This window comes from Bacillus sp. JJ1474 (genome assembly GCF_036965225.1).
In the GTDB taxonomy this organism is placed as follows: Bacteria; Bacillota; Bacilli; order Bacillales; family Cytobacillaceae; genus Cytobacillus.
Window position 1 is genome coordinate 18,844 of the sequence record NZ_JBALPC010000010.1, and the last position, 25,249, is coordinate 44,092.

Consider the following 25,249-nt stretch of genomic DNA (forward strand, 5'->3'; position numbering starts at 1 on the left):
ACACTAGTACGTCCTGTACTTCGGGGGTAGGCGCTGGAGCTGGACATTACTCGAAATCGTAAAATATTTCTTTTTTACAGCCTGATGGGTTTGCCATCAGGCTGTTTTGTCTAATGCTTTTATATGAGGTGTAATAATGGATATGATGCAGAACTTTTTAATAAAGAGAGCTTTTTTAACACCAGACAGACCTGCTTATCATTTTGCAGGAAAAACATATACTTTTTCCGAAGCTTATGAAAAAGCTCATACAATAGCTGGCCAATTAACGGGGTATGGAGCCCAAAAGGGACAGTTTGCCGGAGTATTGCTCAGCAGCCATGTAGACACTGTTTTCATTTATTTAGCCCTTCATTTGCTTGGTGTGAAGGCGGTTATATTAAATAATCGTTTGACCCCTTCAGAAATAGCATGGCAAATGCAGGATTCGCATTCAGATTTTTTGTTAACTGAAGAGAAATTTTCGAATACAGTTAATCAAATGAAACCGGTTCTTTCAGGTGTAACGATTATTGAAAAAGAGACACTTTTCAATTCCCCTGCTTCTAATCCGAATATGATTGAAGAAATAAATTTAAACGATATATGTACAGTTATGTATACTTCAGGAACGACAGGACATCCAAAAGGTGTGCTTCAAACATATGGCAATCATTGGTGGAGTGCAATTGGCTCAGCATTAAATCTTGGGCTCTCTGAGCAGGATTGCTGGCTGTGCGCAGTGCCGTTATTTCATATTAGCGGCTATTCGATTCTAATGCGCAGCATCATATACGGAATGAAGATGGTGATTATGGAAGCCTTTGATGAAAGAGAGGCAATTCAAACTATCCGAAGTGAACATGTAACGATAATGTCCGTTGTCAGCACGATGCTTTCACGGATTGAAGAAGAGCTAATAGATGAACATCTGCCTTCAGAATTTCGCTGTATGTTATTAGGGGGAGGCCCTGCCTCTAAAGCTTTACTCGAAAAATGCAAACATAAGCAAATACCCGTTTACCAAACATATGGAATGACAGAAACCTCCTCCCAGATCGTAACTCTTTCTCCAGAGTACAGCATGAGTAAACTAGGCTCAGCCGGGAAGGTTTTATTTCCGTCACAGTTAAAAATTGTTCGATCAGATGGAGAAGAAGCGGGACCAAATGAGGCAGGGGAAATTCTAGTGAAAGGACCTAATGTCACGAGCGGATATTTAAGCAAAGAAGTTGAAACAAAGAAAAAGATTGTCAATGGCTGGTTGTCAACAGGTGATATTGGCACATTGGATCAAGAAGGATTTTTATATGTGTTGGATCGACGCTCGGACTTAATTATTTCCGGTGGTGAAAATATATATCCTGCTGAAATTGAAAGTGTGCTTGTTTCTCACCCAAGTATTTCGGATGCAGGAGTTATTGGTGTGAAGGATGAGGAATGGGGAGAGGTTCCGATTGCTTTTGTTGTAAAAGTAATTGAAGTTACTGCTGAAGAAATTCGCGAATTTTGCCAGCAGAAGCTTGCGAAATTTAAAATACCGAAAAAGATCCTATTCCTTGATGAAATTCCTAGGAATGCCTCAAAAAAAATTTTAAGGAGAGAACTGCGAAAATTAATGTAAGATTAAAGGAAAGAGGCGCTTCCCAATGATTGCGCCTCTTAATGCAAAGTGTTATCCAAATGATGGTTCAAATGTTTTACAATCGGTTTCTTTACTATTATCAGCTGTCTTCCCCTTATGGCTTACTACATAAATCTGCTCGGCTGCACATTTATTTCCTTTTTCCCAATATGAACAGTTATTGACTTCGCATAAAACGTCTTTTGCCATTAGGATTCACTCCTTCTAAGTTCAAAAAATAGGGTCCTTTTTTGTAACCCTAATTTAGGTTGTGGAACTGGCTTCTCCTTCATTCCTGCCATATGAAGGAATTAGAATAAAAGAAAAACCCTCCAAATGGAGGGAGAAGGGCTAATTTAGTGCTTTTTCAAGTGCCTTTAAATTTTCATTCATAATGGAAAAATAGGTTGAATCATTGGTAATATCATGTTCTGTTAGCACAGAAAGATTGTGTAAATATAGAGGCTCTGCACCGAGCTCTTTCTGAATGATTTCCGTTAATTTAGAGCTTACATTTTGTTCAAAGAATACATATTTTAAATCATGTTCTTTAGCTTCAGTAATAATTTTCTCCAGCTGCTTTTGTGTAGGTTCACTAGACGAATTTAACCCTGAAACACTGATTTGCTCGATCCCATAGCGCTTTTCCCAGTAGCCAAATGCCGAATGGGAAACAATTATTTCTTTATGCTTCGATTGATCAACGATTGTCTTAAAGTCATTATTTAATTGATCGAGCTCTTTAATAAGTTCATCATAATTCGCGTTAAAGTCATCTTTGTGTTTTGGCATCTTTTCAATTAGTGCATTTTTTGTTGCTTCAGCTAGATCCTTTGCATAAATAGGATCAATCCATATATGTGGATCAATGTCTCCATGGTTATGACCATCAACTTCTTGGTGTTCTTCTTCATGGTGGCCTTCTTCCTCATGAGCGCTATCTTTTTCGATATTTGTATCCAAGTGCACATTTTCTCCGGCTGCGATCATTTGAACGTCTTCGCCTTTTAAAATTTCCTTTGCCTTTTCGACAAAGCCCTCTAAGCCAAGGCCGATAAAAATAAATAAGTCTGCATCAGCTAATTTCATCATATCCTTTTGTGTAGGTTCAAATGAGTGTTCATCAGCCCCAGGAGGATACACTGTTTTAGTTTCAACATACTTTCCGCCAATCCGTTCAGCAAAGTATTGCAAAGGATAGACAGTCGTATAAACAGTTAATGTATCGTTGTTCTTTTCTTTTTCTTCTTCCCCAGCAGCACAGCCTGTTAAAAACAAACTAAGCATTAAGAACAAAATAAATATCTTTTTCATGTTTTCTCCCCTTAAAGTAAAGCGTACTCGTTACGATTTGTATTATAAAAAAATTTTTAATATTGCGCAATTCGTAATCATTACGATTACAAATGTAATTTTACAAGAGAAAGAAATAAAAATCAATCAAAAATATTTGGTTATGTTATTAGTTATTTGTTATGCTTAAAATGGAATTAAAATTTTGAGGTGTAAATCGAATGAAATTAATTGATGAAATTTTATCCTTTAATCAGCAATTTGTAGAAGAAAAACAGTATGAAGAATTTACGACAACTAAGTTTCCCAATAAACGCATGGTATTATTAACATGTATGGATACTCGCCTCGTAGAACTATTGCCAAGAGCGATGAACTTAAGAAATGGCGATGTGAAAATTGTTAAAAATGCGGGAGCGCTCGTTACCCATCCGTTTGGGAGTATTATGAGAAGCTTGCTCGTAGCAGTCTATGAGCTTCAAGCAGAGGAAGTTTTAATTATTGGGCATCATGATTGCGGTATGAGCGGAATGAAACCCGATCATATCCTTGAAAGCATGAGAAAGCGTGGTAAGTCAGAAGCGGCTCTTGACACGATTACTTATTCTGGTGTGGATGTTAAGGAGTGGCTAAAAGGCTTCGATAATGTCGAGGAAAGTGTTGCTCACAGTGTCAAGATGGTAAAGAAACACCCGTTAATGCCAAATGATGTGCCTGTACATGGGTTAGTTATTGAACCGCGTACAGGTAAATTGGATGTCGTTGTGAACGGCTACGAAGATATAAAATTTTTATAAAATAACTCCTATACAACTTGTCATGAAAAAGTGACAAGTTGTTTTATTTTTCAAAAAGAGTCTTCTCTTGCTTTTGCGGAACGGGATCAAAGCCACCCGGGTGAAAAGGATGACATTTCATAATTCTTTTTATTGTAAGCCAGCCGCCCTTTAATACACCAAATCGTTTAACGGCTTCAAGGCCGTAATGAGAGCATGTAGGATAAAATCGGCATGTGGGCGGTTTTAATGGCGAAATGACTATTTGGTAAAATCGAATCAGGCCAAGCAATATTTTTTTCAACATGAACAACAATCCATTCTTTCATTTTGATAAAAAGATAGCATATTCTATTGCAATTGTCGAAAGTAAGGTTTCAGCACTTAAGCAATAAGCATATAATATAAAATTGATGAATATACTCGGAATATAAGTTACAATGGAAGAAATAGCTTAGGAGTGATTTGTGATGCCTTCAGTAGAAAGCTTTGAATTGGATCATAACGCTGTAAAAGCACCATTTGTAAGACATTGTGGAGTACATAAGGTCGGTTCAGATGGTGTCGTTAATAAATACGACATACGATTTTGCCAGCCAAATAAACAGGCGATGAAGCCAGATGCTATCCATACATTGGAACATCTTCTTGCCTTTAATATTCGCAAGCATTCAGAGAAATATGATCACTTTGATATTATTGATATTTCCCCTATGGGCTGCCAGACAGGGTATTATTTAGTTGTTAGCGGAGAGCCGACAGTGGAGGAAATCATCGATTTGCTGGAAGATACGATGAAGGATGCGGTTGAGATTACTGAAATTCCTGCAGCCAATGAGAAGCAATGCGGCCAAGCAAAGCTGCATGATTTAGAAGGAGCTAAACGATTAATGCGTTTTTGGCTTGAACAATCGAAGGAAGACTTGAAGCAGGTTTTTGCATAAGTATTGATAAACCAAAAGCTAAGTGTACGCTGCTGATTATGTGTACTCTTAGCTTTTTTATATTAGGATTGATTTTTTAGAAAAATTATTTATCTGACTTATTTTCCAATTCCTCTTGGTCAGCGGGAATGGAATCTATAGAATCAACAGTGTGCTTAAACATATAAGCTTTAGAAGTTGTGACAACTGCCAAAACAATAACAATGGCAACAATAATCACCGATATGGCTAAAACAGTAATCATGAAAAATCCCCCCTCTTCTTAATTAGTTTAACATGAAATTCAACGAGAAGGAGGAAGGGAATTCGAAAAATTTGCTGAGAAGCGAATCAAAAGAAAATAGGGATTTGCTATGGAGAAAAGCCTGTGCAAAAAAATAAAAGCAGGGAGCATAAACAAATCGCTCAACTGCATTTTAATTTTTATAAATGAAAACGCTCTCATTTACCTGGTGGAATTATGTATTAAAAATAAGTCAGTGTATATTGCGATGTTGAATATTGGTGCTTCGCTGTGGCCTATAGTCTTCACTTGCAAATTTTCCTTTTAAGCTTTCGATTAAATAAAGCCCCATCAGATCATAAAGCTCTTGATTATTTAATTCATGAATAATATTCAATAAATCTTCCCGGCTCATTTCCTCTAGAAAAGCGAAGGTCAGCATATCAATATCTTCCTCATCACCAGTAAGCTTATGCCGATAAAGCTCATACAGTTCATCTACGATTTTCATCATGACACCCCCAACCTAAATTGTTTTTACTGTTATTTCTTATATTTTATACTTATTGAATCCCCTTGATGATAAAAAATATTCACCATTTGTCATTAAGGTTCCTTCTTTTTGAGAATAATATGTGACTTTAAGAAGAATAATGCATTTCGGCATTATTTTTAAACTGAATATGGAAAAGATAAGAATGAATATTAGCGTAAGGCACCCGCCTGCGGCTATTTTATCATAAGGGGCTGACTACTTTGAATGAAATGAAGAAAACGTATTATATAAAGGTAAATACTGGCGAAATTACAAAAAGTGCAACTGATTCGGCTTGGGATTTTAAAATAGAAGCAACAGATGAAGAGATTATTTCATTAAGGGAATTTTTTGATAACAATTATTCGATGGAATGGAAAAACTTCTACAGAGCCCATATTCCATTCATGGAATATCATAATGATAAAGAAAATGATGCGTATGATGATACACTAAGAAAAGTATATGGAATGATTTATCAGCTTGGAGATGAGGAAGCAAAAAGCCATATTGCAAGCATGGGGATTTTAGACGAAGATCAATACAGTTAATAGATCATAAGAAGGTCAGACCCTTCACTTGGAGTGCTTGGGTCTGACACTTAGCATAACAATCATATTACATCGCCATTTCAACGGCTGAATCAATTACTTCCTGAGGGACAGTAATGGCATCAATGTTATTGTGATTTGAATATTGTCCGTTCATTTTTTGATTCATGATAATGGTTTGGTCTTCTACAGTTAGCTCCATTTCCATATTCATATCTAGAGCAACTGGTAAAAATGACTCTTTATCAATTAAAAATTTATATTCCACGGCATTAATTTTCATGCTGTTCATAAGATCCTCTTGTGCCATTTCAGGAGGAAGTGACTCTGCAGCTGTTTCTTTAATGAAGTCATTAAATTTATCACCAGAAGCTTTCAGATTTAAGATATAATTCTTTGAATCTTGCTCAAAAGTGAAATCCTCCACAAACTGCTGTAATTTCTTAAGCTCTTCTCCAGGATTCGTTTGCTTACCTGACATTTGCAAGAATGCATCAGTCATTTCTTGTGGAAACTTCATCCATTGCTTCCCAGAAGGCTCATAAAAGTACATGCCTTCCTCAGTAAAGTAGCTCTCAGTTTCAAATTCCTCACCTGTATCCCCTAAGGACATCGTCATTTTTTGATAGAAGGCCATTGGGTCTTGTACAACGTTCATCTCAATGACAGACTGAGTTTGCAAGTTCATTTCTTCTTGATCGGAAGTTATATCTTGATCCAAGTTCATTTTTACTGAGAAGCTTGCTAGATTATTAGAGGCCTCTGTTGATTTTTCAAGAACTTCTTCTAATGTCAATTGGGATGGCTTTTCAGCAGCTGCAGGTGTTTCGCTATTCTTTGCAGATTCATTAACAGGCTCAGCAGACTGATTGCATGCAGCAAGCATGAAAGTCAATAGAAAGCCCGTCAAAATGGATAATGTTTTTTTCAAAATAGACACTCCCTTTTCGTTATTCACCTATTATATACGGGAAAATTAGCCAGCGGTTTCAATAAAATGAAGATTCATACTTTTTTCACATAATAATCCATAGGAAATATGAAATTAGTAACAGAAACCATTTCGCGATATAATTTAATTAAAATGTGGAGGTTTAAAATGGAAACATTTAAAGATTTTAACGGCGGAACAGTGAAGCTTTCCTTTAAAAATCATTCATTTAATCAAAAGCCAGAGCATGTTCTTGTTATATGTAAAATGAATGATAAATGGCTATTAACCAACCATTCAAAAAGGGGCATGGAATTTCCAGGGGGAAAAGTGGAACTAGGTGAGTCTCTTGAGGAAGCGGCGCGCAGAGAAGTGCTTGAGGAAACAGGTGCAACGATTAAAGAGCTGCAATTTATTGGAGAATATGAAGTTTCTGATGCGAAGAGTACGTTCGTAAAAGCAATTTTTTACGCATCCATAGATAAACTGGATGGCAAAGAACATTACTTTGAAACTAAAGGACCAGTACTGATTGAGGGAGATCTTTTGACATTAAGATGGGGCCCTCAATTTAGCTTCATCATGAAGGATAAAGTGATTGAACAAAGTATATTGAAACTGATGCAAATGCGGTAAGGAGAGCGATTAATTAAAGAAAAGAAAATGGAAAGGGGAGTAATATGCTGAATATGAATCCAGAACAATTTGTATTGAAGCCAGTATTTGCTACAATTCATTGCGAGTCCAATTGGCGCTGGAAAAGAAGAGATATTCCCCTTCCTAATTACGATTTATTTTATATATGGAATGGGGAAGGAACGGTCATTCTTAATGATAAAAAGTATCAGGTTCAAAAAGGCAGCTGTTTTCTTTTTAAGCCGGGAGACAGGCCAGCTGCAGAGCATAACCCTCAATTTCCACTTGTATTAAGCTATATTCACTTTGACCTGCTTGAGTTTCCTGAAATGCTTCCGAATACTTATCGTATAGTTGAACATACTATCTGTTTTGAGTCACTTTTAACTCGCTATGTTCGCTTATTATTAGTACAATCATTTGGCGCTGAAATTGAGGCAAAGCTTATTTTAAAGCAATTAATGATTCAATTGCTAAGGGAAGAAATAGAGCATTTAGATTATCATGAAACAGCAAGCCACAGTATTCTCGAAACCATTCGAGAAATAGCAAATTATGTCCGTCAGCATCCAGGGGATTTACACTCAGTAATAAGCTTGTCAACTCGTGCCAATCTTTCACCGCGATATTTCTCCCAAAAGTTTAAAGAAATTATTGGCCAAACGGTGCGTTCATACATTATTCGTGCACGCATTGAACGGGCAGAGCATTTACTTCACTATACAGGAATGACAGTAACAGAGGTTGCAGAAGCACTTGGATATAATGACCTTCATTTTTTTAGCAGACAATTTAAGAAATATACAGGTAAAAAACCTTCACAACTTAGATAAGAATACTATCACTCAAAAACGTCAGGTCCTCTAACTTGACGTTTTTTTTGTTTAATAAATTTGATAAAAAGTGCAAACATTTAACCATTTAATCTAAATATTTCTTTCTTTTATAATGGTAAAATAAAGAAAATTCAATGAAGTCAAGTTGTTTTTGAAAGCTGAAGAAGGAGGAATCTACTTGAGTAAGGATTATATTCAGCAAATGATTGCAGACCGTCTTGGAGGTTTAACTTTCGGGAAAAAAGAAGAAATGTATAAATTTGAAAAAATTAAGCGATTGAAGAGAGAAGCAAGCCATGCAAATCCTTATATGGAGCTGATTGATTTAGGAGTAGGAGAGCCTGATGAAATGGCAGATTCTGCAGTTGTGAAAATTTTGGCTGAGGAGGCTGCCAAGAAAGAAAATCGTTATTATGCAGATAATGGAATTTCAGAGTTTAAGGAAGCTGCTGCTGCTTATATGAAAAGTGTATTTGGTGTGAACGGGCTTGATCCGGAGCAGGAGATTAATCATGTAATTGGTACAAAATCTGCATTAGCCATGCTGCCCGCTGCTTTTATTAACCAAGGCGATATAACCATTATGCCTGCACCTAGTTATCCCATTCTATCAGCCCATACAAAATACTATGACGGTGACATTGCGTATCTGCCTTTAACTTCAGAAAATTTATTTCTTCCGGACCTAAGTACTTTAGAAAAAAGTATTGTAGATAAAGCAAAAATTCTTTATTTGAATTACCCAAATAATCCAACGGGATCTATGGCAACAAAAGAGTTTTTTGAAGAGGTTGTTCAATTTGCTAAGAAAAACAAGCTGATCGTAGTACATGATGCAGCCTATGCAGCTCTCGTATTTGACGGAGAAAAACCGTTAAGCTTTCTATCTATTGAAGGAGCTAAGGAGGTTGGGGTTGAACTGCATTCTCTATCAAAATCATTTAGTATGACGGGCTGGCGCATCGGTTTTATTGCCGGAAATTCAAAAATCATTAAAGCCTTTGCTGCTGTGAAGGATAACTCGGATTCAGGTCAATTCATTGCCATTCAGAAGGCGGCTGCCTATGCACTTTCAAATCCTGAAATAACAGAGCGGACTGCAGAAAAGTATTCTAGGCGGCATGAATTATTAGCCAGCGTCTTAAATGAATGCGGGATCTGGGCAGAGAAGCCAAAGGGTTCATTTTTCTTATACACTAAGATACCAAAAGGGGTTGTTGGCGGCCCGCAATTTCAAACAGCAGAGGAGTTCAGTCACTACTTACTTAAAGAACACTTAATATCAACTGTTCCATGGGATGATGCAGGCCATTATATTCGATTTTCGGTAACATTCCAAGCTAAGGATCAGAAAGATGAGCAAAGAGTAATGAATGAAATCAAATCGAGGCTGAGTCGAGTAAATTTTTATTATTAAGAGGAGAGTGAAAATGTTATTTACTAAAATGCATGGCCTAGGAAATAACTATGTCCTTTTCGATCTATTAAAATCTCAATTTAATAACCAAGACATTTCACAATTATCAATGAAGATATCGGATGTTAATTTTGGCATCGGATCAGATGGCATTATTTTAATTGGCCCATCATCTATAGCTGATTTTCAGATGAGAATCTTTAATTCAGACGGTTCAGAAGCAAAGAATTGTGGAAATGGATTGCGGTGTACAGCTAAATATTTGTTCGATCACAATCATGCTAAAGCTAAGTGCTTTAAGATTGAAACATTAGGTGGTGTTGTTCAGGCGGAGGTTGAAATAGATCAAGGTCAAACAGTCCAATATGTAACAGTAAATATGGGGGAGCCGAAGTTTTTGAGAAGTGAAATTCCTCTCATTGGCCATCCATTAGATAAGGCAATTAATGAACAATTTGTCATTGGCAATGAAATTTATCATTTAACCTGTGTTTCAATGGGCAATCCGCATGCCATCTTTTTTGTTGATGATGTTCATGAGTTTCCATTAGAACAAATAGGTCCTATTATTGAAAATTCATATTTTTTTCCTGATAGAGTGAACGTAGGAATCGTTCATGTGGTAAATAATTGTGAGATTCAATACCGAGTCTGGGAAAGGGGTTCTGGACTGACGATGGCCTGTGGCACAGGTGCTTGTGCTGCAGTCGTAGCAGCAACTATAAATAATAGGCTAGACAAAAATATTCCTATTACTGTTCATCTCCCAGGAGGTGACCTAACAGTAAAATGGGATCATCAAAATCAAGTTTGGAAGAAAGGACCGGCAGAATACATCTGCAGCGGGGACATTAAAATTCCTACCTTATTTTAGCAAGCAAATGCGATGGAAGTACTTTAATCATTTAGGGGGATTTACAATGACGGTATCCTACACAAAAGAAAAAATTTTAAAAAGAATAAAAGAGGAAAATGTTCGATATATCCGATTACAATTTACAGATATTCTGGGTTCAGTTAAAAACGTTGAAATTCCGGTTAGCCAACTATTAAAAGCACTAGAGAATAAAATGATGTTTGATGGGTCATCAATAGAAGGCTTTGTGAGAATTGAAGAATCAGATATGTATTTATATCCCGATATAGACACTTTTGTTATTTTTCCATGGACAGATGACAAAGGAAAGGTTGCTAGATTGATATGCGATATTTATCATCCAGACGGAACGCCGTTTGAAGGGGATCCAAGAAATAATTTGAAACGGGTTTTGAAGGAAATGGAGAAGCTTGGTTTTTCAGACTTTAATATAGGGCCAGAGCCGGAGTTTTTCCTATTTAAGCTAGATGAAAAAGGCAGGCCAACATTAGAGTTAAATGACCAGGGCGGTTATTTCGATCTAGCACCAACAGATTTGGGAGAAAATTGCAGGCGGGATATCGTATTGGAATTAGAGGAAATGGGCTTTGATATTGAAGCCTCTCACCATGAGGTGGCACCTGGGCAGCATGAAATTGATTTTAAGTATCAAAGGGCATTAAAGGCCTGTGATGATATTCAAACTTTTAAGATTGTAGTAAAGACAATTGCCCGCAAGCACGGACTTCACGCGACCTTCATGCCAAAGCCATTATTTGGCGTTAACGGCTCCGGGATGCATTCAAACCTGTCCTTATTCAAAAATGGAGAAAACATCTTTTATGAAAAAGATGGTGTTCTTGGGCTTAGTGATACAGCAAGACAGTTTATTGCCGGCATTTTATTGCATGCTCCTAGCTTTACAGCTATTACAAACCCAACCGTCAATTCTTATAAAAGACTAGTGCCTGGCTATGAGGCTCCCTGTTATGTTGCTTGGTCAGCAAGAAACAGAAGTCCGCTTATTCGCATCCCGGCATCTCGTGGAGTAAGTACTCGCGTAGAGGTACGAAGTGTAGACCCCTCAGCAAATCCGTATTTAGCTGCTGCTGTACTCCTGGCAGCAGGATTAGATGGAATCACCAATAAATTAACCCCACCTCTTCCAGTTGACAGTAATATTTACAATATGTCAAAAGAAGATCGACTGAAAAATGGCATTGTTGACTTACCTGCATCTTTAGCTCAAGCTCTAGAAAACTTAAAGACGAATGAAGTGATCACAAATGCATTAGGAAATCATTTGTTAACCCATTTTATTAGGGCTAAAGAAATCGAATGGGATATGTTCCGCACACAGGTGCATCCATGGGAGAGGGACCACTATATCCTACATTACTAAATTGCCCCCATGCTTTGGAAATAAAAATTCATAATAGAGAGTGTGGTAAATTTGTGTGGAATAACAGGATGGGTTCATTTCCATCAAGATTTATCAAAGGAAAAAGGCATTATTGACAAGATGACAAACACTTTGGCAAAAAGAGGCCCAGACGCTACAAATGTTTGGATTTCGAGTCATGTATTGCTTGGCCATAAACGTTTAGTTGTAGTGGACCCTTCTGGCGGCACTCAACCAATGACAATCGTTAAAAAAGAGCATTCCTACACAATCGTGTACAATGGAGAACTTTATAATACAGATGAACTAAGAACCGAATTAGTAAAACGAGGGTATATTTTTCAATCCCATTCTGATACTGAAGTTTTGTTAACTTGCTATATAGAGTGGGGGGAAAGATGTGTAGATTTTTTAAATGGAATTTTTGCCTTTGCCGTTTGGAATGATCAAAAGAAACAGCTATTCATTGCGAGAGACCGACTTGGTGTAAAGCCTCTTTTCTATAAGGAAGTCGATGGCTCATTTATTTTTGGGTCAGAGCTTAAGGCGATTCTTGCACACCCTAGCGTTAAAAATGAAGTCGATCGTGAAGGGCTTCAAGAGATTTTTGGTCTAGGCCCATCAAGAACTCCAGGGCATGGAATATTTAGGGGGATCAAGGAGCTCCGGCCGGCACATGCGCTTTTATACAGCTTGAATGGCTTAAAGGTGTGGAGATATTGGAATGTTGAAAGCAGAGAGCATCCGCATTCATTGCAAGAAACCATTAAACATGTAAGAATGCTCGTTAAGGATGCTATTAAACGACAATTAGTTGCTGATGTGCCAGTTTGTACTTTTTTATCAGGGGGCATTGATTCAAGTGCTATTAGTGCGATTGCATCTGACATTTTTAAAAAGGAAGGAAGAAGCACCCTTCATACGTATTCAATCGATTATGCCGAAAGTAGAGAGTTTTTCAAATCAAGCACCTTTTTACCTAGTCAGGACGGACCTTGGATTGAAAAAGTAAATCATTTTATAGGATCGACTCACCACAATGCTGTAATAAACAATGAGCAGCTCGCCAGCCGTTTAAAAGATGCTGTCCTGATGAGAGACCTGCCTGGAATGGCAGACATTGATTCTTCTTTATTATGGTTCTGTGAACAAATTAAACAAAATTTTACAGTAGCATTGTCAGGCGAATGTGCGGATGAAATTTTTGGCGGTTATCCATGGTTTTATAAGGAGGAATTACTGAATCATCAAGGATTTCCATGGATGACCTCTGAAAATGAGCGGGAGCAGTTATTACATCCTCACTTGCAAAATAAGCTAAGTCTTAGGAATTATGTAAGAGAGCGATATGAAGAAACAATCAGTGAAGTACCTCAAATGGCAGGAGAAAATATACTAGAAAAACGCCGCCGAGAAATGGCCTATTTAAATATGCTCTGGTTCATGACCGCATTACTCGAAAGAAAAGACCGTATGAGCATGGGAGCGAGTCTAGAGGTGCGTGTTCCATTCGCAGATCATCGTCTTGTTGAATACGCTTGGAATATTCCTTGGCAAATGAAAATGCTCAATGGTTATGAAAAAGGAGTATTGCGAAAAGCCTTAGAAGGAGTTCTTCCTAATGAAGTACTTTACCGAAAAAAAAGTCCTTATCCAAAGACCCATAGCCCGGGCTATTTAAAGCTCGTTAAGTCGATGTTAAATAATATTCTTACAAAAAAAACCTCCCCTCTTCTCGAATTAATCTCCAAGCAAAAAGGAATAGAGCTCATTGATTCAAACGGCTCTTCTTTCAAAATTCCATGGTTTGGCCAATTAATGACTGGCCCTCAGCTCATCGCACATCTCGTACAGATCAATATGTGGCTTGAGCACTATCAAATCAATATTTTAGATCAATGAATGCATTATTTCTCTTTTGAAACTAATTTATTACAAAGTTGAAAAAAGGCTCATAAGAAAAGCGGTTATAAGCCTCTCTTATGAGCCACTTTTTATTAATTTTCTCTCTAGCAGTTCAACGAGCTGATACATTACCGTTGCAAATATTGCAATCACTAGCAGGGATAACATGACAAGAGTGAAGTTAAAGACTTGGAATCCGTAGATGATCATATAGCCGAGACCTTTTGAAGAAACGAGAAATTCACCTACAATGACTCCTACCCATGATAAGCCGACATTGACCTTTAAAGTGGAAATAATCACTGGGAAGGATGCTGGAAGAATGGACTCTTTAAACACTTGAATCCTAGATGCGCCAAAGGTTTGCAGAACCTTTATATAGTTGGGATCCACTTCTTTAAACGAAGTATATACAACGATGGTCGTGATGATGATGGAAATAATCGCACCCATGGCGACAATCGATGTGAAGCTTGGTCCTAACGCGACAATTAATATTGGGCCGAGAGCCACTTTGGGCATGGAATTTAGGACGACTAGATACGGGTCCAGTATTTTTGATAGCATAGGGGACCACCAGAGAGCTGCAGCAAGCAGGGTTCCGATCAGGGTACCAAGTATGAAGCCGAATACTGTTTCGGATAATGTGTAGCTTAAGTCGATGAATAATGTTCCGTCCTGAATTTTGGTTAGAAGCAAACCCCATACTTTTGAGGGAGAACTAAATATTAACGGGTCCACCCACTGCTTTTGACTGGCAAGCTCCCACCCAGAGAAAAAGACAATAAAGATTATAAGCTGGTAAAAACGGACCCATTTTTTTTCACGTTTCAATGATTTCAGATACTGTTGGTGAAGGAGGTCAACGTTTGTCTGCTGGCTCAAGAGATTCCAGCTCCTTCCAAATAGTTTGGAATATACTTGAATAAGACTCATGGCTGCGTGCTTTGAATGGGGTTTCATCTCGAAGTTCTTTAGGCATTGAAAAGACCTTGTGTAGTCTTCCCGGGCTTGAAGAGAAAAGAAAAATCCGATCACTCATGGAGACGGCTTCTCCGATATCATGTGTGACAAGAATGGCTGTTTTTCCGAAGAATTTAAGTGTATTGGAGACAAGGTCTTCAAGCTTTAATTTTGTTTGATAATCTAAAGCGGAAAAAGGTTCATCAAGCATGAGAAGCTTCGGTTCAGTTGCTAATGTTCTGACAAGCGCAACCCTTTGTCTCATTCCACCGGAAAGCTGCTTTGGAAATTGTGATTCTACCCCTTTAAGCCCCATCTGTTCAAGTAAGGATAAAGCGTATTCTTTTTTGTTGGAATCAAGCTGATTACTTATCTTTAAACCAAGCAGAATATTTTCTTCAATTGTCTTCCATGGAAAAAGATAATCCTGTTGAAGCATATATCCAATGCTCTGACCCGTTGTTTCGACTTTTTTGCCTTCAAGAGTGACAGATCCTTCCGTTGGCTTTAGCAAGCCGGCAATAATCGAAAGCAAGGTTGTTTTTCCGCATCCGCTTGGACCTAGAAAGGAAACGAATTCTCCCTCCCCGACAGTAAGCGAAACATCGGAGAGGGCTGTTGTGGCAGAGTTTTTCGTGAAATACGTATGTTGAATTCCGTGAACGTTTAAGAAATCCATACAAGCCCTCCTTTTGATTTTCTTTAACTATTTTTTCATTACACCTTCAGCAATTTCCGTGTTGACCAGATTATTGTAATCTACTCGTTTTGGAAGCTCCCCAGCTTCTTCCATAATGTTTTGCAAGTTATCCCATTCTTCATTATCTAAGATTGGGTCGGTTGCATAGGAGCCTTGGCTCTTATAGCGCTCGACAACCATTTCAATAATATCGAGCTCCGTATTATCAAAGAAACCTTTTATGGCCTCAGCTGTTTCCTTGGTGCTGTGTGTTTCTACCCATTGCTGTGCCTTATAAACTGCTCTAGTAAATTTCTCAACAGTTTCTTTATTATCGTTAATGTAGCTTTGTTTCGTCATGAAGGTAGTATATGGGATGTGCCCGGACTCTGTTCCAAATGAGGCGACAATATAGCCTTTTCCTTCTTTTTCAAAGACACTCGCTGTTGGTTCGAAAAGCTGGACAAACTCACCAGTGCCTGAAGCAAAAGCTGGAGCAATATTAGCAAAATCTACATTCTGGATAAGATCTAAATCCTTATGGGGATCAATTCCATGCTTTTTCAAAACAAATTCCCCAGCCATTTGCGGCATACCGCCTTTACGCTGACCTAGGAAGGTCGTTCCCTTTAACATATCCCATGTGAAATTCTCGATCTTGTTGCGTGAGACAAGAAATGTACCGTCTGTTTGTGTGAGCTGTGCGAAGTTTATGACCGGATCATTAGAACCTTGGGCAGAAACGTAAATAGAGGTTTCAGATCCAACAAGAGCAACATCGATGCTGTCGGATAGAAGCGCGGTCATCGTTTTGTCCCCGCCAGCTGTCGTTGTAAGCGTAACATTCAGCCCTTCTTCCTTGAAAAAACCTTTTTCAATCGCTACATATTGTGGTGCATAGAAAATGGAACGGGTTACTTCACCAATCCGTACATTTTGAACTTCATCCTTTCCACATGCTGCTAATGGTATAATTAGAATGGAAATGAACAATAGTGAAAAACTAATTTTTAGCCACTTTTTCATAGATAGGACCTCCCGAAATAGGAAAATAATAAGCTTTTAAGCCTACATTATCGTATGAGTGTGACAAAAATGTGTGAATGCCTATATAAAAATTTTAAATTTCTGATAAGTGGGACATAAAGACGTGAACCTAGTTAAAATATGGAGGATATCCGCCACTTTTGAGTTATATCCGCCAGTTGGGCCAAGATTCCGCTATTTTTGTGTTATATCCGCCAGTTGGGCCAAGATATCCGCTACTTTTGTGTTATATCCGCGAGTTGGCCAAGATATCCGCTACTTTCAGCAGGATATACGCTAGTTATTAAAAAGGAGTAGAGCAACATGATAAGTAAACAGAGATTTCCATCGCCAAACCCGAATATTGAATTATCCATTGTCACTTATTTATCTGGCGATCTTAAAATAAAAGGTCTGCTTGCAGAACCGAAGGATGAAGCCATTTATGACGGGTTTCTTTATTTGCGCGGAGGTATAAAAAATGTTGGCCAGGTACGCCCTGCACGAATCGTTCAGTTTGCATCAGAAGGATTTATCGTCTTTGCCCCTTTTTACAGGGGAAATCAAGGAGGGGATGGGAATGAAGACTTTGCTGGTGAAGATCGAGAGGACGCATTTTCTGCCTTTCAATTATTGCAATCCCATCCACGTGTTAAGGGTATACATATTTTTGGCTTTTCAAGAGGAGGCGTAATGGCATTACTCACGGCCCTCGAGTTTCCTAAGGTGAAATCGCTTGTCACTTGGGGTGGGGTTAGTGATATGTTTCTAACCTATGAGGAAAGAAAGGACTTGCGGAGAATGATGAAAAGGGTCATTGGCGGAACTCCGACAAAATATCCGGACAGATATGAATACCGAACACCACTTTTTCAATTGGAAAAGCTTGAAGCGCCTGTCTTAATCATTCATGGTGAAAAAGATGAAAATGTTTCTGTTGAGCATGCATACCGGCTTGAGAAAAGATTAAGATCCTTAGGTAAGGAAGTGGAAAGTTGGTACTTTCGAGAGTTTACACATTTTTTTCCACCAGCCATAAATAGAAGAGTTGTAAGAGATTTAACAAACTGGATGAAAAACAAGCAGGAAAGATCTTAAAAATAAAAAGGGTGTCACTCAGGACACCCTTTTCTTACATAATATTAAGCAACTGGTCCGCCTTGCTTTTCGATTTCAGCAGGGACGTTGGAGAATTTCTTGAAGTTTTCACGGAATTGAGAAGCTAGTTCCTTCGCTTTTGCTTCATAAGCCGCTTCATCAGCCCATGTTTTGCTAGGCTGTAGCACTTCATCTGGTACTCCTGGTACATGTAAAGGAATTTCAAGACCAAAGATTTCGTCTTTAATCGTTTCTACATTATTTAATTCGCCTTCTAAAGCTGATTGTACCATCGCACGTGTAAAGCTGAGCTTCATGCGGTTTCCTACTCCATATTCGCCGCCAGTCCAGCCTGTATTCACAAGGAATACTTTTGCATTATGCTCATCTATCTTCTTCCCAAGCATTTCTGCATACTCTGTAGCAGGAAGCGGAAGGAATGGTGAACCAAAGCAAGTTGAGAATGTTGCTTGTGGTGACGTAATTCCGCGCTCTGTACCAGCAAGCTTAGATGTGTATCCGCTTAGGAAATGGTACATTGCTTGCTCTTTTGATAGTTTAGCGATTGGAGGCAATACGCCAAATGCATCTGCTGTTAAGAATACAATTGTATTTGGGTGACCGGCAATGCTTGGGTCAACAATATTATCAATAGCTTGCAGCGGGTAAGCAGCACGAGTATTTTCGGTTAAGGAATTATCATCATAATCAGCAACACGAGAATCGCTGTTAATCACAACATTTTCAAGAACAGAACCAAAACGGATCGCATCAAAGATTTGCGGTTCTTTTTCACGAGTTAAGCCAATGGTTTTTGCATAACATCCGCCTTCGATATTGAATACCCCGTTTGGAGACCAGCCATGCTCGTCATCACCGATTAAGCGGCGATTTGGATCTGCTGATAAAGTTGTTTTGCCTGTTCCAGAAAGACCGAAGAATAACGCTACATCACCTTCAAGGCCAACGTTAGCTGAACAGTGCATTGGTAAAATTCCGTTTTCTGGAAGCAAATAGTTCATGACAGAGAAAATAGACTTCTTAATTTCTCCAGCATACTCTGTTCCGCCAATTAGAACTATACGGCGTTCAAAGGAAACAATGATAAAAGTTTCAGAAGCAGTACCATCTACTGCAGGGTCAGCCTTAAAGTTCGGAGCAGAAATAACTGTGAATTCTGCTTGATGATCTAATAGATCCTCAGCTGTTGGGCGAATGAAAAGCTGATGAGCAAATAAATTATGCCATGCATATTCATTAATAACTTGTATGGGAAGGCGATGTTTTTTGTCAGCACCAGCGAATCCATTAAAAACAAATACCTCATCTTTTTCTTGTAAGTAGTTTAATACTTTATCATAAAGGTTTGAAAAAGCCTCTTCTGAGATAGGTTGATTTACTTTACCCCAGTCAACTTTGTCCTTCGTAGATGCTTCTTCAACAATATATTTATCTTTTGGAGAACGACCTGTATATTTTCCGGTAGTTGCACAAACTGCACCGGTTGAAGTGAGCGAGCCTTCTTTACGATTTAGTACCTTTTCCACAAGCTGTGGAACAGATAATTGTACTTGAATATTATTTCCCTTTAATAATTCAGTTAATTTATTCGGAATGCTAACAGAATTCATCTGAAGAATACCTTCCTTTTACATTAAATTTATGAAAGACATTTCAATTTACAAATAGTATAACACAATTGAATGATTAATCTATACTAATTGCCGTTTTTTTTTCATTAATTATTTTCCTCTTTTTGAACAATTATAATTCCGCCTAACGAAGAAGCCCGCTTATTACCAAACCAATTTGAATAGGATAAAATATGATAAACTAACGATATAAATATAAGATAGGGCTGGTGTTAGGTGAAAACGATTGCATTATACGATGAAACATGTAGTTTATGCAAGGAATCTAAACAATTTTTTGAAAAAATTGATAGGTTTCATAAAGTAAGCTGGGTTTCACTGCAAGAATATGAAAAAACCCGTCATTCGATACCGTTCGATAAAATCAGCTTACGGCGGGAGCTTCATATTATTTCTTCCGGTGGAAAAGTCCGTAAAGGCTATGATGCTATAAGGTATTTACTCTTGCTTACTCCCCCATTAAACCTATTAGGGTTATGTTTATATTTTCCTGCAATGTCATTTGTAGGTAATCCTCTATATAAATGGGTAGCCAAGAATAGACATAAATTTTTCAGGAAAAAATGTGACAATGGCAGTTGTTCATTATGATATTCATTGACATAAAAAAAACACCAAAATAATTGAATAATTTTATTGACTTCTTTTTATATAGTACGTTATGATTTATCCTTGAACGGATACTCTCTTATCCCGAGCTGGCGGAGGGACAGGCCCAATGAAGCCCAGCAACCTGCTAAACGATTAACTTTATTCATTCGAATAAAGTTAGCCTCCGGCGGATGCCTCAGATTTTTTAAAGGTAATTTATCGAGCGAGCTCGATAAAAATCTGGGCGCAAATTCGCCAAGGCGAATTTGATTAGCAAAGGTGCTAAACCTGACGCAAGGATTATTCCTTGAACGATAAGAGTGAAAGGCGCGAATCGATTTGCTTCAACCTTTTCACAGGGATGGAAAGGTTTTTTATTTTGCATTTTGAGGGTTAGCTTCTTGAAAAGCCTATACGCTAATCATAAAAACTCCAAGTTTACTTCATACTAATTAGGGAATGAGTTCCGTATCATTTTTTATATAAGGAGGAACATCAGCATGTCAACAAAACGTCGTTTGTTTACATCTGAATCAGTTACTGAAGGTCATCCGGATAAAATTTGTGACCAAATTTCTGATGCCATTTTAGATGCCATTTTAGCTCAGGATGCAAATGCTCGTGTAGCAGCAGAAACATCTGTTACAACAGGATTAGTTTTAATTGCAGGAGAAATCACTACATCTTCTTATGTAGATATTCCAAAAATCGTTCGCGAAACAGTAAAAGAAATCGGCTACACTCGTGCGAAATACGGCTTTGATTCCGAAACTTGTGCGGTTTTAACTTCTATCGATGAGCAATCACCTGATATTGCGATGGGAGTTGACCAAGCTTTAGAAGCTCGTGAAGGGCAAATGACAGATGAAGAAATTGAAGCTATTGGTGCTGGTGACCAAGGTTTAATGTTTGGATTTGCATGTAATGAAACGAAGGAGCTAATGCCGCTTCCAATTTCATTATCTCATAAATTAGCACGCCGTTTGACTGAAGTACGTAAAGAAGAAATCCTTCCGTACCTTCGTCCGGATGGAAAAACACAAGTCACAGTTGAGTATGATGAAAATAACAAGCCTGTTCGTATTGATACAATTGTTATTTCTACTCAACATCACCCTGAAATTAGCTTAGAGCAAATTCAGCGCAATATTAAAGAGCATGTCATCAATCCAGTTGTTCCAAAAGAACTAATTGATGAGAATACAAAATACTTTATCAACCCTACTGGCCGTTTCGTAATTGGCGGACCACAAGGGGATGCTGGCTTAACTGGCCGCAAAATTATCGTTGATACTTACGGTGGATACGCTCGTCATGGCGGCGGTGCATTCTCCGGAAAGGATCCTACAAAGGTTGACCGTTCTGCTGCTTATGCTGCACGTTATGTGGCGAAAAACATCGTTGCTGCGGGTCTAGCTGATAAAGTTGAAGTTCAGCTTGCTTATGCAATCGGAGTAGCGCAGCCGGTATCTATTTCAATTGATACTTTCGGAACAGGTAACGTAGATGAAGACGTGTTAGTTGACTTAGTTCGTAAAAACTTCGATCTTCGTCCAGCTGGCATTATTAATATGCTAAACCTGCGCCGTCCTATTTATAAGCAAACTGCTGCTTATGGTCATTTTGGACGCACCGATATTGATCTTCCATGGGAACGTACAGATAAAGCTGAGGCATTACGTGCAGAGGCTTTAAAATAATAATGAAAAAGCGGAAGCTACATTTTTGATGTAACTTCCGCTTTTTTAATTCGTCATATGTTAAGGATGATTTTAAACTCCTATTTCCATTCCTTGCAAACAACCCCCATAATATTTCACTAATCAATAAACAAATAAATAGTGCAATTATCATCTAAATTAATTAAAGATTGAGATTGGGTGATAAATGAATGAGCCGCTTTAGTGGATTTGTAAAAAGAAATCATGACAATACAGATACCCCGAAATGTGAAGCAAGTTTTTATGATGAAGAGTATGGGCTTTTCCATTATCCAAGATGTAATGAGAAGCCTTTTTTCTATCAACATGACCGATATTCAATTGTATTGGATGGAGAGATTTTCAATATACAGGAGCTTAAAGAAGAACTTTCTGAAGGTGAATATTGTGATTCAGAAATATTATTAATCTTATATAGCCAATTAAAAGAAAAAATATTGGAAAAGCTGCGTGGAATGTATGCTCTTGTTATTTGGGATAAGCAGGATAAGGTCTTGTTTGGGGCAAGAGATCCTTTTGGGATCAAACCTTTTTATTATTATGACGGAATCGAAGGGTTGTATTTTGCCACTGATAAGAAGAGCATTTTACAAAGCGAAGTTTTGAATATAGATGCATTACAGCAATATTTAACCTTTCAGTTCGTCCCAGAGCCTTACACGATCACAAATAAGATTCAAAAGCTTGAACCAGGGCATTATTTTACAAAGAAAATGGATGCCCCTATGGAGATTATTTGCTATTGGAAAGTAGCCTTTCAACCGGTATTAAAACAAGAAGCTGAATTTATTCGAGAGATACAATCAGCCCTCTATCAGTCAATACAATTGCATACTCAAAGCGATGCGCCGATTGGATCCTTCCTCTCTGGGGGTATTGATTCCACTATTATTGCTGCGATTGCAAAGGAATATCATCCAGATTTAAAAACATTTTCAGTTGGATTTGAGCAGGCTGGCTTTAGTGAAATTGACATTGCGGAGGAAACGGCTAAAAGGCTTGGAGTTGAAAATATAAGCAGGATCATTCATCCTGAAGATTTCATTAAGGAGCTGCCGAATATAATCTATTCATTGGAAGACCCGCTTGCAGATCCGGCATGTATTCCGCTTTATTTTGCAGCTAAAGAGGCAAGTAAGCATGTAAAGGTTGTTTTATCTGGAGAGGGTGCTGATGAATTATTCGGCGGCTATAATATTTATCGCGAACCACAGTCCTTAAGGCTCTTTCAATATTTGCCTAATTTGATAAAAGAAATCTTGCGGAAACTTGCTGCTTTTCTTCCAGATGGGGTGAAGGGTAAAAGCTTTATTGAGCGGGGGATTACTCCCTTAGAAGAAAGGTATATTGGCAATGCCAAAATTTTTTCCGAAATAGAGAAGAGTATGCTCTTCCGAGAATATAGGGAAGATCTAAGTTATACGAATATAACAGCCCCTCTTTACAAAGAGAGTGCTTCATATGATGCAATTAACCAGATGCAGTATATCGATATTCATACTTGGCTAAGAGGAGATATTCTATTAAAAGCTCATAAAATGACTGGAGCCCATTTGATGGATTTGCGGGCCCCTTTTCTAGATAAAGAGGTATTTGAGATTGCGTCCCAAATACCGAGCAGTCTAAACATCGCCAATGGAACAACGAAATATATTTTGCGGAAAGCAGTGGAAGGAATTGTTCCAGCTCATGTCTTACATCGAAAGAAACTGGGCTTTCCCGTCCCAATTAGATCTTGGCTAAAGAATGAAATGAATGATTGGGCGAGAAAAATAATTCGTGAAAGCGACACGGACCATTTATTTCATAAAGACTATTTGTATAAGCTGCTTGATGACCATTATTCTGATCAATCCGATAACAGCAGAAAGCTTTGGACGGTTTTAATGTTTATGATATGGCATGCCATATTTGTTGAAAAAAAGTATGAAAATGAATTAAGTTCAATGAATACGGTTCTGCCAATGGGTATATAAAACGATAAGAAAGAATAAGTTATCTGTAAAAGGACATGTTAAAAAATATCTTGATTATTTCTGCAGTGATTTATAATACTGCGCTTTTTCAGCGTATTCTCTGCTTATTCTTTCCATTTCTTTAATATCATCAGGTGTTATTTCACGGATTACTTTAGCTGGACGGCCAAAGGCAAGTGTATTAGGAGGAATTTTTTTACCTTGCGGAACTAGACTGCCAGCACCGATAAAGGCTCCTTCACCAATTTCAGCTTGATCAAGAATAATAGAGCCCATGCCAATTAACGCTTTTCGGCGAATAATGCAGCTATGTAAAATAACCTGGTGTCCTACTGTCACTTCATCTTCAAGAATTAGAGGGTTGTTAGGGCTCTGGTGCAGTACTGAATTATCTTGAATATTAACCTTTTTTCCAATAATCGTTGGGGCGACATCCCCTCTTATAACCGTATTGAACCACACACTGGATTCATCCCCGATTTCTACATCCCCTGTAACGGTTGCAAAGTCTGCAATGAAAACCGAGTCAGCTATTTTTGGTTGCTTATCTTTATATGGGTAGATCATGTTTGATTCTCCTTGAAATGATTTAATATCTTAATTTTACCATAGAAGTCATCAATCTTCTTCATTGATCAATTAGACTTCATAAATGATGAAATAATGTTTCTGGGCTATAATTTAACTATAATGAGTTCTTTTTCAACATAAGGTTTAGGAGGATTAATAATGTGGAAATGGGAAGCTGAGGGAGAGGCTAAAGGAGTCATTGTGATGGTCCATGGTGCGATGGAGCATCATCGCCGCTACGGCTGGCTTATTGAAATGTGGCGTTTATCAGGCTTTCATGTCATTATGGGAGATCTTCCTGGCCAGGGTATGACTACTAGATCACGGCGAGGTCACATTGATTCATTTGATGAATATTTACATGAAGTGAAGGATTGGATTCAGGCAGCGTACCGATTCGAATTACCGGTCTTTCTACTGGGCCATAGCATGGGCGGCTTAATCTCTATTCGCCTTTTGCAGGAAGAGAGATTGAAATTAACAGGAGTGATCCTGTCATCCCCTTGTCTGGGCTTAGTGAAAAGGCCTAACAAAATACTAAATGTATCTTCTTATCTTTTAAATAAAATTGTTCCAAGTCTGCGATTGAATTCAGGGCTGACTGTAGATATGGCGACAAGGAATATTGATGTGCGTGATGCCGATGCTAATGATACTTTATATGTGACAAGAGTGTCAATTAGATGGTATCGTGAACTTATACATGCGACAAAGCTAGGTTTTGAAAATCTTGATAAAATTCAAGATGTCCCGCTGCTTGTTATGCAGGGAGGCGAGGATCTAATTGTAAATAAGAAGACAGTCAGCGATTGGTTCAACCATGCCCCCTTCTCAGAAAAACGATTTAAAGAATGGCCTAAATGCTATCATGAAATCTTTAATGAGCCTGAAAGGGAAGAAGTATTTGAGTATGCGAAGGATTTCGTATCTAGCCAGTTAAAGGCCGTTGGCTATATCGTTTAGTGCCTAGCTACAGCGCCTATCCCCGACGTACAGGACGTACTAGTGTCGATAATGCGACAGGACAAGGAACGCTTCGGAAGCGTAAACATCGCACGACCAAAA

General features: G+C 38.1%; 26 protein-coding genes and 1 riboswitch. Of the genes, 15 read left to right on the forward strand and 11 right to left on the reverse strand.

The annotated features are described in order from the left end of the window. Positions 1-142: 142 nt before the first annotated feature. Positions 143-1,603, forward strand: coding sequence for an o-succinylbenzoate--CoA ligase (locus V7164_RS01985; protein ID WP_335353318.1), 1,461 nt, complete (start codon positions 143-145; stop codon positions 1,601-1,603). Positions 1,604-1,654: 51 nt separating this feature from the next. Here V7164_RS01985 and V7164_RS01990 read toward each other — a convergent pair whose 3' ends face one another. Further along, positions 1,655-1,813 (reverse strand): DUF1540 domain-containing protein, encoded by a 159-nt coding sequence (locus tag V7164_RS01990; protein ID WP_335353304.1) that lies wholly within the window; start codon positions 1,811-1,813, stop codon positions 1,655-1,657. 141 nt (positions 1,814-1,954) lie between these two features. Beyond that, positions 1,955-2,917 carry a metal ABC transporter solute-binding protein, Zn/Mn family gene (locus tag V7164_RS01995; RefSeq protein ID WP_335353305.1) on the reverse strand — a complete coding sequence of 321 codons (963 nt, stop codon included), beginning with the start codon at positions 2,915-2,917 and terminating at the stop codon, positions 1,955-1,957. A 200-nt stretch (positions 2,918-3,117) separates the two neighbouring features. On the opposite strand from V7164_RS01995, the gene V7164_RS02000 reads away from it, so the two are divergent. Further along, positions 3,118-3,693, forward strand: a complete 576-nt coding sequence (locus V7164_RS02000; protein ID WP_335353306.1) for a beta-class carbonic anhydrase — start codon at positions 3,118-3,120, stop codon at positions 3,691-3,693. Positions 3,694-3,736: 43 nt separating this feature from the next. On the opposite strand, the gene yidD is transcribed toward V7164_RS02000, so the two are convergent. Then, a complete protein-coding gene (gene yidD, locus V7164_RS02005) occupies positions 3,737-3,979 on the reverse strand; it encodes a membrane protein insertion efficiency factor YidD (RefSeq protein WP_335353307.1) in 243 nt (80 codons plus the stop codon). A gap of 163 nt (positions 3,980-4,142) precedes the next feature. Between yidD and V7164_RS02010 the strand changes: the two genes are divergently transcribed. Then, a complete protein-coding gene (locus tag V7164_RS02010; protein ID WP_335353308.1) occupies positions 4,143-4,616 on the forward strand; it encodes an S-ribosylhomocysteine lyase in 474 nt (157 codons plus the stop codon). 85 nt (positions 4,617-4,701) lie between these two features. On the opposite strand, the gene ytzI is transcribed toward V7164_RS02010, so the two are convergent. Both ytzI and V7164_RS02020 read right to left on the reverse strand, forming a co-directional pair. Further along, a complete protein-coding gene (gene ytzI / locus V7164_RS02015) occupies positions 4,702-4,860 on the reverse strand; it encodes a YtzI protein (RefSeq protein ID WP_335353309.1) in 159 nt (52 codons plus the stop codon). Positions 4,861-5,092: 232 nt separating this feature from the next. Continuing rightward, positions 5,093-5,350: a DUF6154 family protein gene (locus tag V7164_RS02020; protein WP_335347458.1), complete on the reverse strand. Its 258-nt coding sequence runs from the start codon at positions 5,348-5,350 to the stop codon at positions 5,093-5,095. A gap of 254 nt (positions 5,351-5,604) precedes the next feature. On the opposite strand from V7164_RS02020, the gene V7164_RS02025 reads away from it, so the two are divergent. Next, complete coding sequence (locus V7164_RS02025) at positions 5,605-5,925, forward strand: hydrolase (protein ID WP_335347459.1); 321 nt, start codon at positions 5,605-5,607, stop codon at positions 5,923-5,925. A 67-nt stretch (positions 5,926-5,992) separates the two neighbouring features. On the opposite strand, the gene V7164_RS02030 is transcribed toward V7164_RS02025, so the two are convergent. Beyond that, on the reverse strand, positions 5,993-6,856 hold the full coding sequence (locus V7164_RS02030) for a DUF6612 family protein (RefSeq protein ID WP_335347451.1): 864 nt from the start codon (positions 6,854-6,856) through the stop codon (positions 5,993-5,995). Positions 6,857-7,024: 168 nt separating this feature from the next. On the opposite strand from V7164_RS02030, the gene ytkD reads away from it, so the two are divergent. The 6 genes from ytkD (at position 7,025) to asnB (V7164_RS02060) (ending at position 13,905) form a co-directional block, all read left to right on the forward strand. Beyond that, positions 7,025-7,492: an RNA deprotection pyrophosphohydrolase gene (ytkD, locus tag V7164_RS02035; RefSeq protein WP_335353310.1), complete on the forward strand. Its 468-nt coding sequence runs from the start codon at positions 7,025-7,027 to the stop codon at positions 7,490-7,492. A gap of 44 nt (positions 7,493-7,536) precedes the next feature. Continuing rightward, a complete protein-coding gene (locus tag V7164_RS02040; protein WP_335353311.1) occupies positions 7,537-8,325 on the forward strand; it encodes an AraC family transcriptional regulator in 789 nt (262 codons plus the stop codon). 181 nt (positions 8,326-8,506) lie between these two features. After that, positions 8,507-9,745, forward strand: a complete 1,239-nt coding sequence (locus V7164_RS02045) for an LL-diaminopimelate aminotransferase (RefSeq protein WP_438824698.1) — start codon at positions 8,507-8,509, stop codon at positions 9,743-9,745. Positions 9,746-9,758: 13 nt separating this feature from the next. Further along, positions 9,759-10,619 carry a diaminopimelate epimerase gene (gene dapF / locus V7164_RS02050; protein WP_335344390.1) on the forward strand — a complete coding sequence of 287 codons (861 nt, stop codon included), beginning with the start codon at positions 9,759-9,761 and terminating at the stop codon, positions 10,617-10,619. A gap of 46 nt (positions 10,620-10,665) precedes the next feature. Further along, positions 10,666-12,003 (forward strand): type I glutamate--ammonia ligase, encoded by a 1,338-nt coding sequence (gene glnA, locus V7164_RS02055; RefSeq protein WP_335344391.1) that lies wholly within the window; start codon positions 10,666-10,668, stop codon positions 12,001-12,003. 51 nt (positions 12,004-12,054) lie between these two features. Then, the gene (asnB, locus tag V7164_RS02060) at positions 12,055-13,905 is read left to right on the forward strand and encodes an asparagine synthase (glutamine-hydrolyzing) (RefSeq protein WP_335344392.1); all 1,851 of its coding nucleotides are present in this window, start codon (positions 12,055-12,057) and stop codon (positions 13,903-13,905) included. Positions 13,906-13,983: 78 nt separating this feature from the next. Here asnB (V7164_RS02060) and V7164_RS02065 read toward each other — a convergent pair whose 3' ends face one another. The 3 genes from V7164_RS02065 to V7164_RS02075 are packed head-to-tail and all read right to left on the reverse strand — an operon-like array spanning position 13,984 to position 16,576. Further along, positions 13,984-14,793: an ABC transporter permease gene (locus V7164_RS02065; protein ID WP_335353312.1), complete on the reverse strand. Its 810-nt coding sequence runs from the start codon at positions 14,791-14,793 to the stop codon at positions 13,984-13,986. After that, positions 14,771-15,550 (reverse strand): ABC transporter ATP-binding protein, encoded by a 780-nt coding sequence (locus V7164_RS02070; protein WP_335344394.1) that lies wholly within the window; start codon positions 15,548-15,550, stop codon positions 14,771-14,773. The genes V7164_RS02065 and V7164_RS02070 overlap by 23 nt, the downstream gene beginning before the upstream one ends. A 27-nt stretch (positions 15,551-15,577) precedes the next feature. Further along, positions 15,578-16,576, reverse strand: coding sequence for an ABC transporter substrate-binding protein (locus V7164_RS02075; protein ID WP_335344395.1), 999 nt, complete (start codon positions 16,574-16,576; stop codon positions 15,578-15,580). A gap of 324 nt (positions 16,577-16,900) precedes the next feature. Here V7164_RS02075 and V7164_RS02080 point away from each other — a divergent pair, with 324 nt between their 5' ends. Further along, positions 16,901-17,674, forward strand: a complete 774-nt coding sequence (locus tag V7164_RS02080; RefSeq protein ID WP_335344396.1) for an alpha/beta hydrolase family protein — start codon at positions 16,901-16,903, stop codon at positions 17,672-17,674. Positions 17,675-17,718: 44 nt separating this feature from the next. Here V7164_RS02080 and pckA read toward each other — a convergent pair whose 3' ends face one another. Next, positions 17,719-19,305, reverse strand: coding sequence for a phosphoenolpyruvate carboxykinase (ATP) (pckA, locus tag V7164_RS02085; RefSeq protein ID WP_335344397.1), 1,587 nt, complete (start codon positions 19,303-19,305; stop codon positions 17,719-17,721). Between the two features lie 237 nt (positions 19,306-19,542). Between pckA and V7164_RS02090 the strand changes: the two genes are divergently transcribed. From V7164_RS02090 to asnB (V7164_RS02100), 3 genes are all read left to right on the forward strand, one after another. After that, on the forward strand, positions 19,543-19,917 hold the full coding sequence (locus V7164_RS02090; RefSeq protein WP_335353313.1) for a thiol-disulfide oxidoreductase DCC family protein: 375 nt from the start codon (positions 19,543-19,545) through the stop codon (positions 19,915-19,917). A gap of 94 nt (positions 19,918-20,011) precedes the next feature. Continuing rightward, a riboswitch (SAM riboswitch) is annotated at positions 20,012-20,238 on the forward strand. A gap of 179 nt (positions 20,239-20,417) precedes the next feature. Next, positions 20,418-21,617, forward strand: coding sequence for a methionine adenosyltransferase (gene metK / locus V7164_RS02095; protein ID WP_066292060.1), 1,200 nt, complete (start codon positions 20,418-20,420; stop codon positions 21,615-21,617). 191 nt (positions 21,618-21,808) lie between these two features. Then, complete coding sequence (gene asnB / locus V7164_RS02100; protein WP_335344399.1) at positions 21,809-23,614, forward strand: asparagine synthase (glutamine-hydrolyzing); 1,806 nt, start codon at positions 21,809-21,811, stop codon at positions 23,612-23,614. A 54-nt stretch (positions 23,615-23,668) separates the two neighbouring features. Here asnB (V7164_RS02100) and V7164_RS02105 read toward each other — a convergent pair whose 3' ends face one another. Beyond that, positions 23,669-24,181: a gamma carbonic anhydrase gene (locus V7164_RS02105; protein ID WP_335344400.1), complete on the reverse strand. Its 513-nt coding sequence runs from the start codon at positions 24,179-24,181 to the stop codon at positions 23,669-23,671. A gap of 162 nt (positions 24,182-24,343) precedes the next feature. Between V7164_RS02105 and V7164_RS02110 the strand changes: the two genes are divergently transcribed. Next, complete coding sequence (locus tag V7164_RS02110; RefSeq protein ID WP_335353314.1) at positions 24,344-25,147, forward strand: alpha/beta hydrolase; 804 nt, start codon at positions 24,344-24,346, stop codon at positions 25,145-25,147. Positions 25,148-25,249: the final 102 nt, after the last annotated feature.

What these genes read in the sequence shown, in the direction of transcription:
- V7164_RS01985 (WP_335353318.1), top strand. Translation starts at nt 143, where the DNA reads ATGATGCAGAACTTTTTAATAAAGAGAGCTTTTTTAACACCAGACAGA.
- V7164_RS01990 (WP_335353304.1), bottom strand. Translation starts at nt 1,813, where the DNA reads ATGGCAAAAGACGTTTTATGCGAAGTCAATAACTGTTCATATTGGGAA.
- V7164_RS01995 (WP_335353305.1), bottom strand. Translation starts at nt 2,917, where the DNA reads ATGAAAAAGATATTTATTTTGTTCTTAATGCTTAGTTTGTTTTTAACA.
- V7164_RS02000 (WP_335353306.1), top strand. Translation starts at nt 3,118, where the DNA reads ATGAAATTAATTGATGAAATTTTATCCTTTAATCAGCAATTTGTAGAA.
- yidD (WP_335353307.1), bottom strand. Translation starts at nt 3,979, where the DNA reads ATGTTGAAAAAAATATTGCTTGGCCTGATTCGATTTTACCAAATAGTC.
- V7164_RS02010 (WP_335353308.1), top strand. Translation starts at nt 4,143, where the DNA reads ATGCCTTCAGTAGAAAGCTTTGAATTGGATCATAACGCTGTAAAAGCA.
- ytzI (WP_335353309.1), bottom strand. Translation starts at nt 4,860, where the DNA reads ATGATTACTGTTTTAGCCATATCGGTGATTATTGTTGCCATTGTTATT.
- V7164_RS02020 (WP_335347458.1), bottom strand. Translation starts at nt 5,350, where the DNA reads ATGAAAATCGTAGATGAACTGTATGAGCTTTATCGGCATAAGCTTACT.
- V7164_RS02025 (WP_335347459.1), top strand. Translation starts at nt 5,605, where the DNA reads ATGAAGAAAACGTATTATATAAAGGTAAATACTGGCGAAATTACAAAA.
- ytkD (WP_335353310.1), top strand. Translation starts at nt 7,025, where the DNA reads ATGGAAACATTTAAAGATTTTAACGGCGGAACAGTGAAGCTTTCCTTT.
- V7164_RS02040 (WP_335353311.1), top strand. Translation starts at nt 7,537, where the DNA reads ATGCTGAATATGAATCCAGAACAATTTGTATTGAAGCCAGTATTTGCT.
- dapF (WP_335344390.1), top strand. Translation starts at nt 9,759, where the DNA reads ATGTTATTTACTAAAATGCATGGCCTAGGAAATAACTATGTCCTTTTC.
- glnA (WP_335344391.1), top strand. Translation starts at nt 10,666, where the DNA reads ATGACGGTATCCTACACAAAAGAAAAAATTTTAAAAAGAATAAAAGAG.
- V7164_RS02070 (WP_335344394.1), bottom strand. Translation starts at nt 15,550, where the DNA reads ATGGATTTCTTAAACGTTCACGGAATTCAACATACGTATTTCACGAAA.
- V7164_RS02075 (WP_335344395.1), bottom strand. Translation starts at nt 16,576, where the DNA reads ATGAAAAAGTGGCTAAAAATTAGTTTTTCACTATTGTTCATTTCCATT.
- V7164_RS02080 (WP_335344396.1), top strand. Translation starts at nt 16,901, where the DNA reads ATGATAAGTAAACAGAGATTTCCATCGCCAAACCCGAATATTGAATTA.
- pckA (WP_335344397.1), bottom strand. Translation starts at nt 19,305, where the DNA reads ATGAATTCTGTTAGCATTCCGAATAAATTAACTGAATTATTAAAGGGA.
- metK (WP_066292060.1), top strand. Translation starts at nt 20,418, where the DNA reads ATGTCAACAAAACGTCGTTTGTTTACATCTGAATCAGTTACTGAAGGT.
- asnB (WP_335344399.1), top strand. Translation starts at nt 21,809, where the DNA reads ATGAGCCGCTTTAGTGGATTTGTAAAAAGAAATCATGACAATACAGAT.
- V7164_RS02105 (WP_335344400.1), bottom strand. Translation starts at nt 24,181, where the DNA reads ATGATCTACCCATATAAAGATAAGCAACCAAAAATAGCTGACTCGGTT.
- V7164_RS02110 (WP_335353314.1), top strand. Translation starts at nt 24,344, where the DNA reads ATGTGGAAATGGGAAGCTGAGGGAGAGGCTAAAGGAGTCATTGTGATG.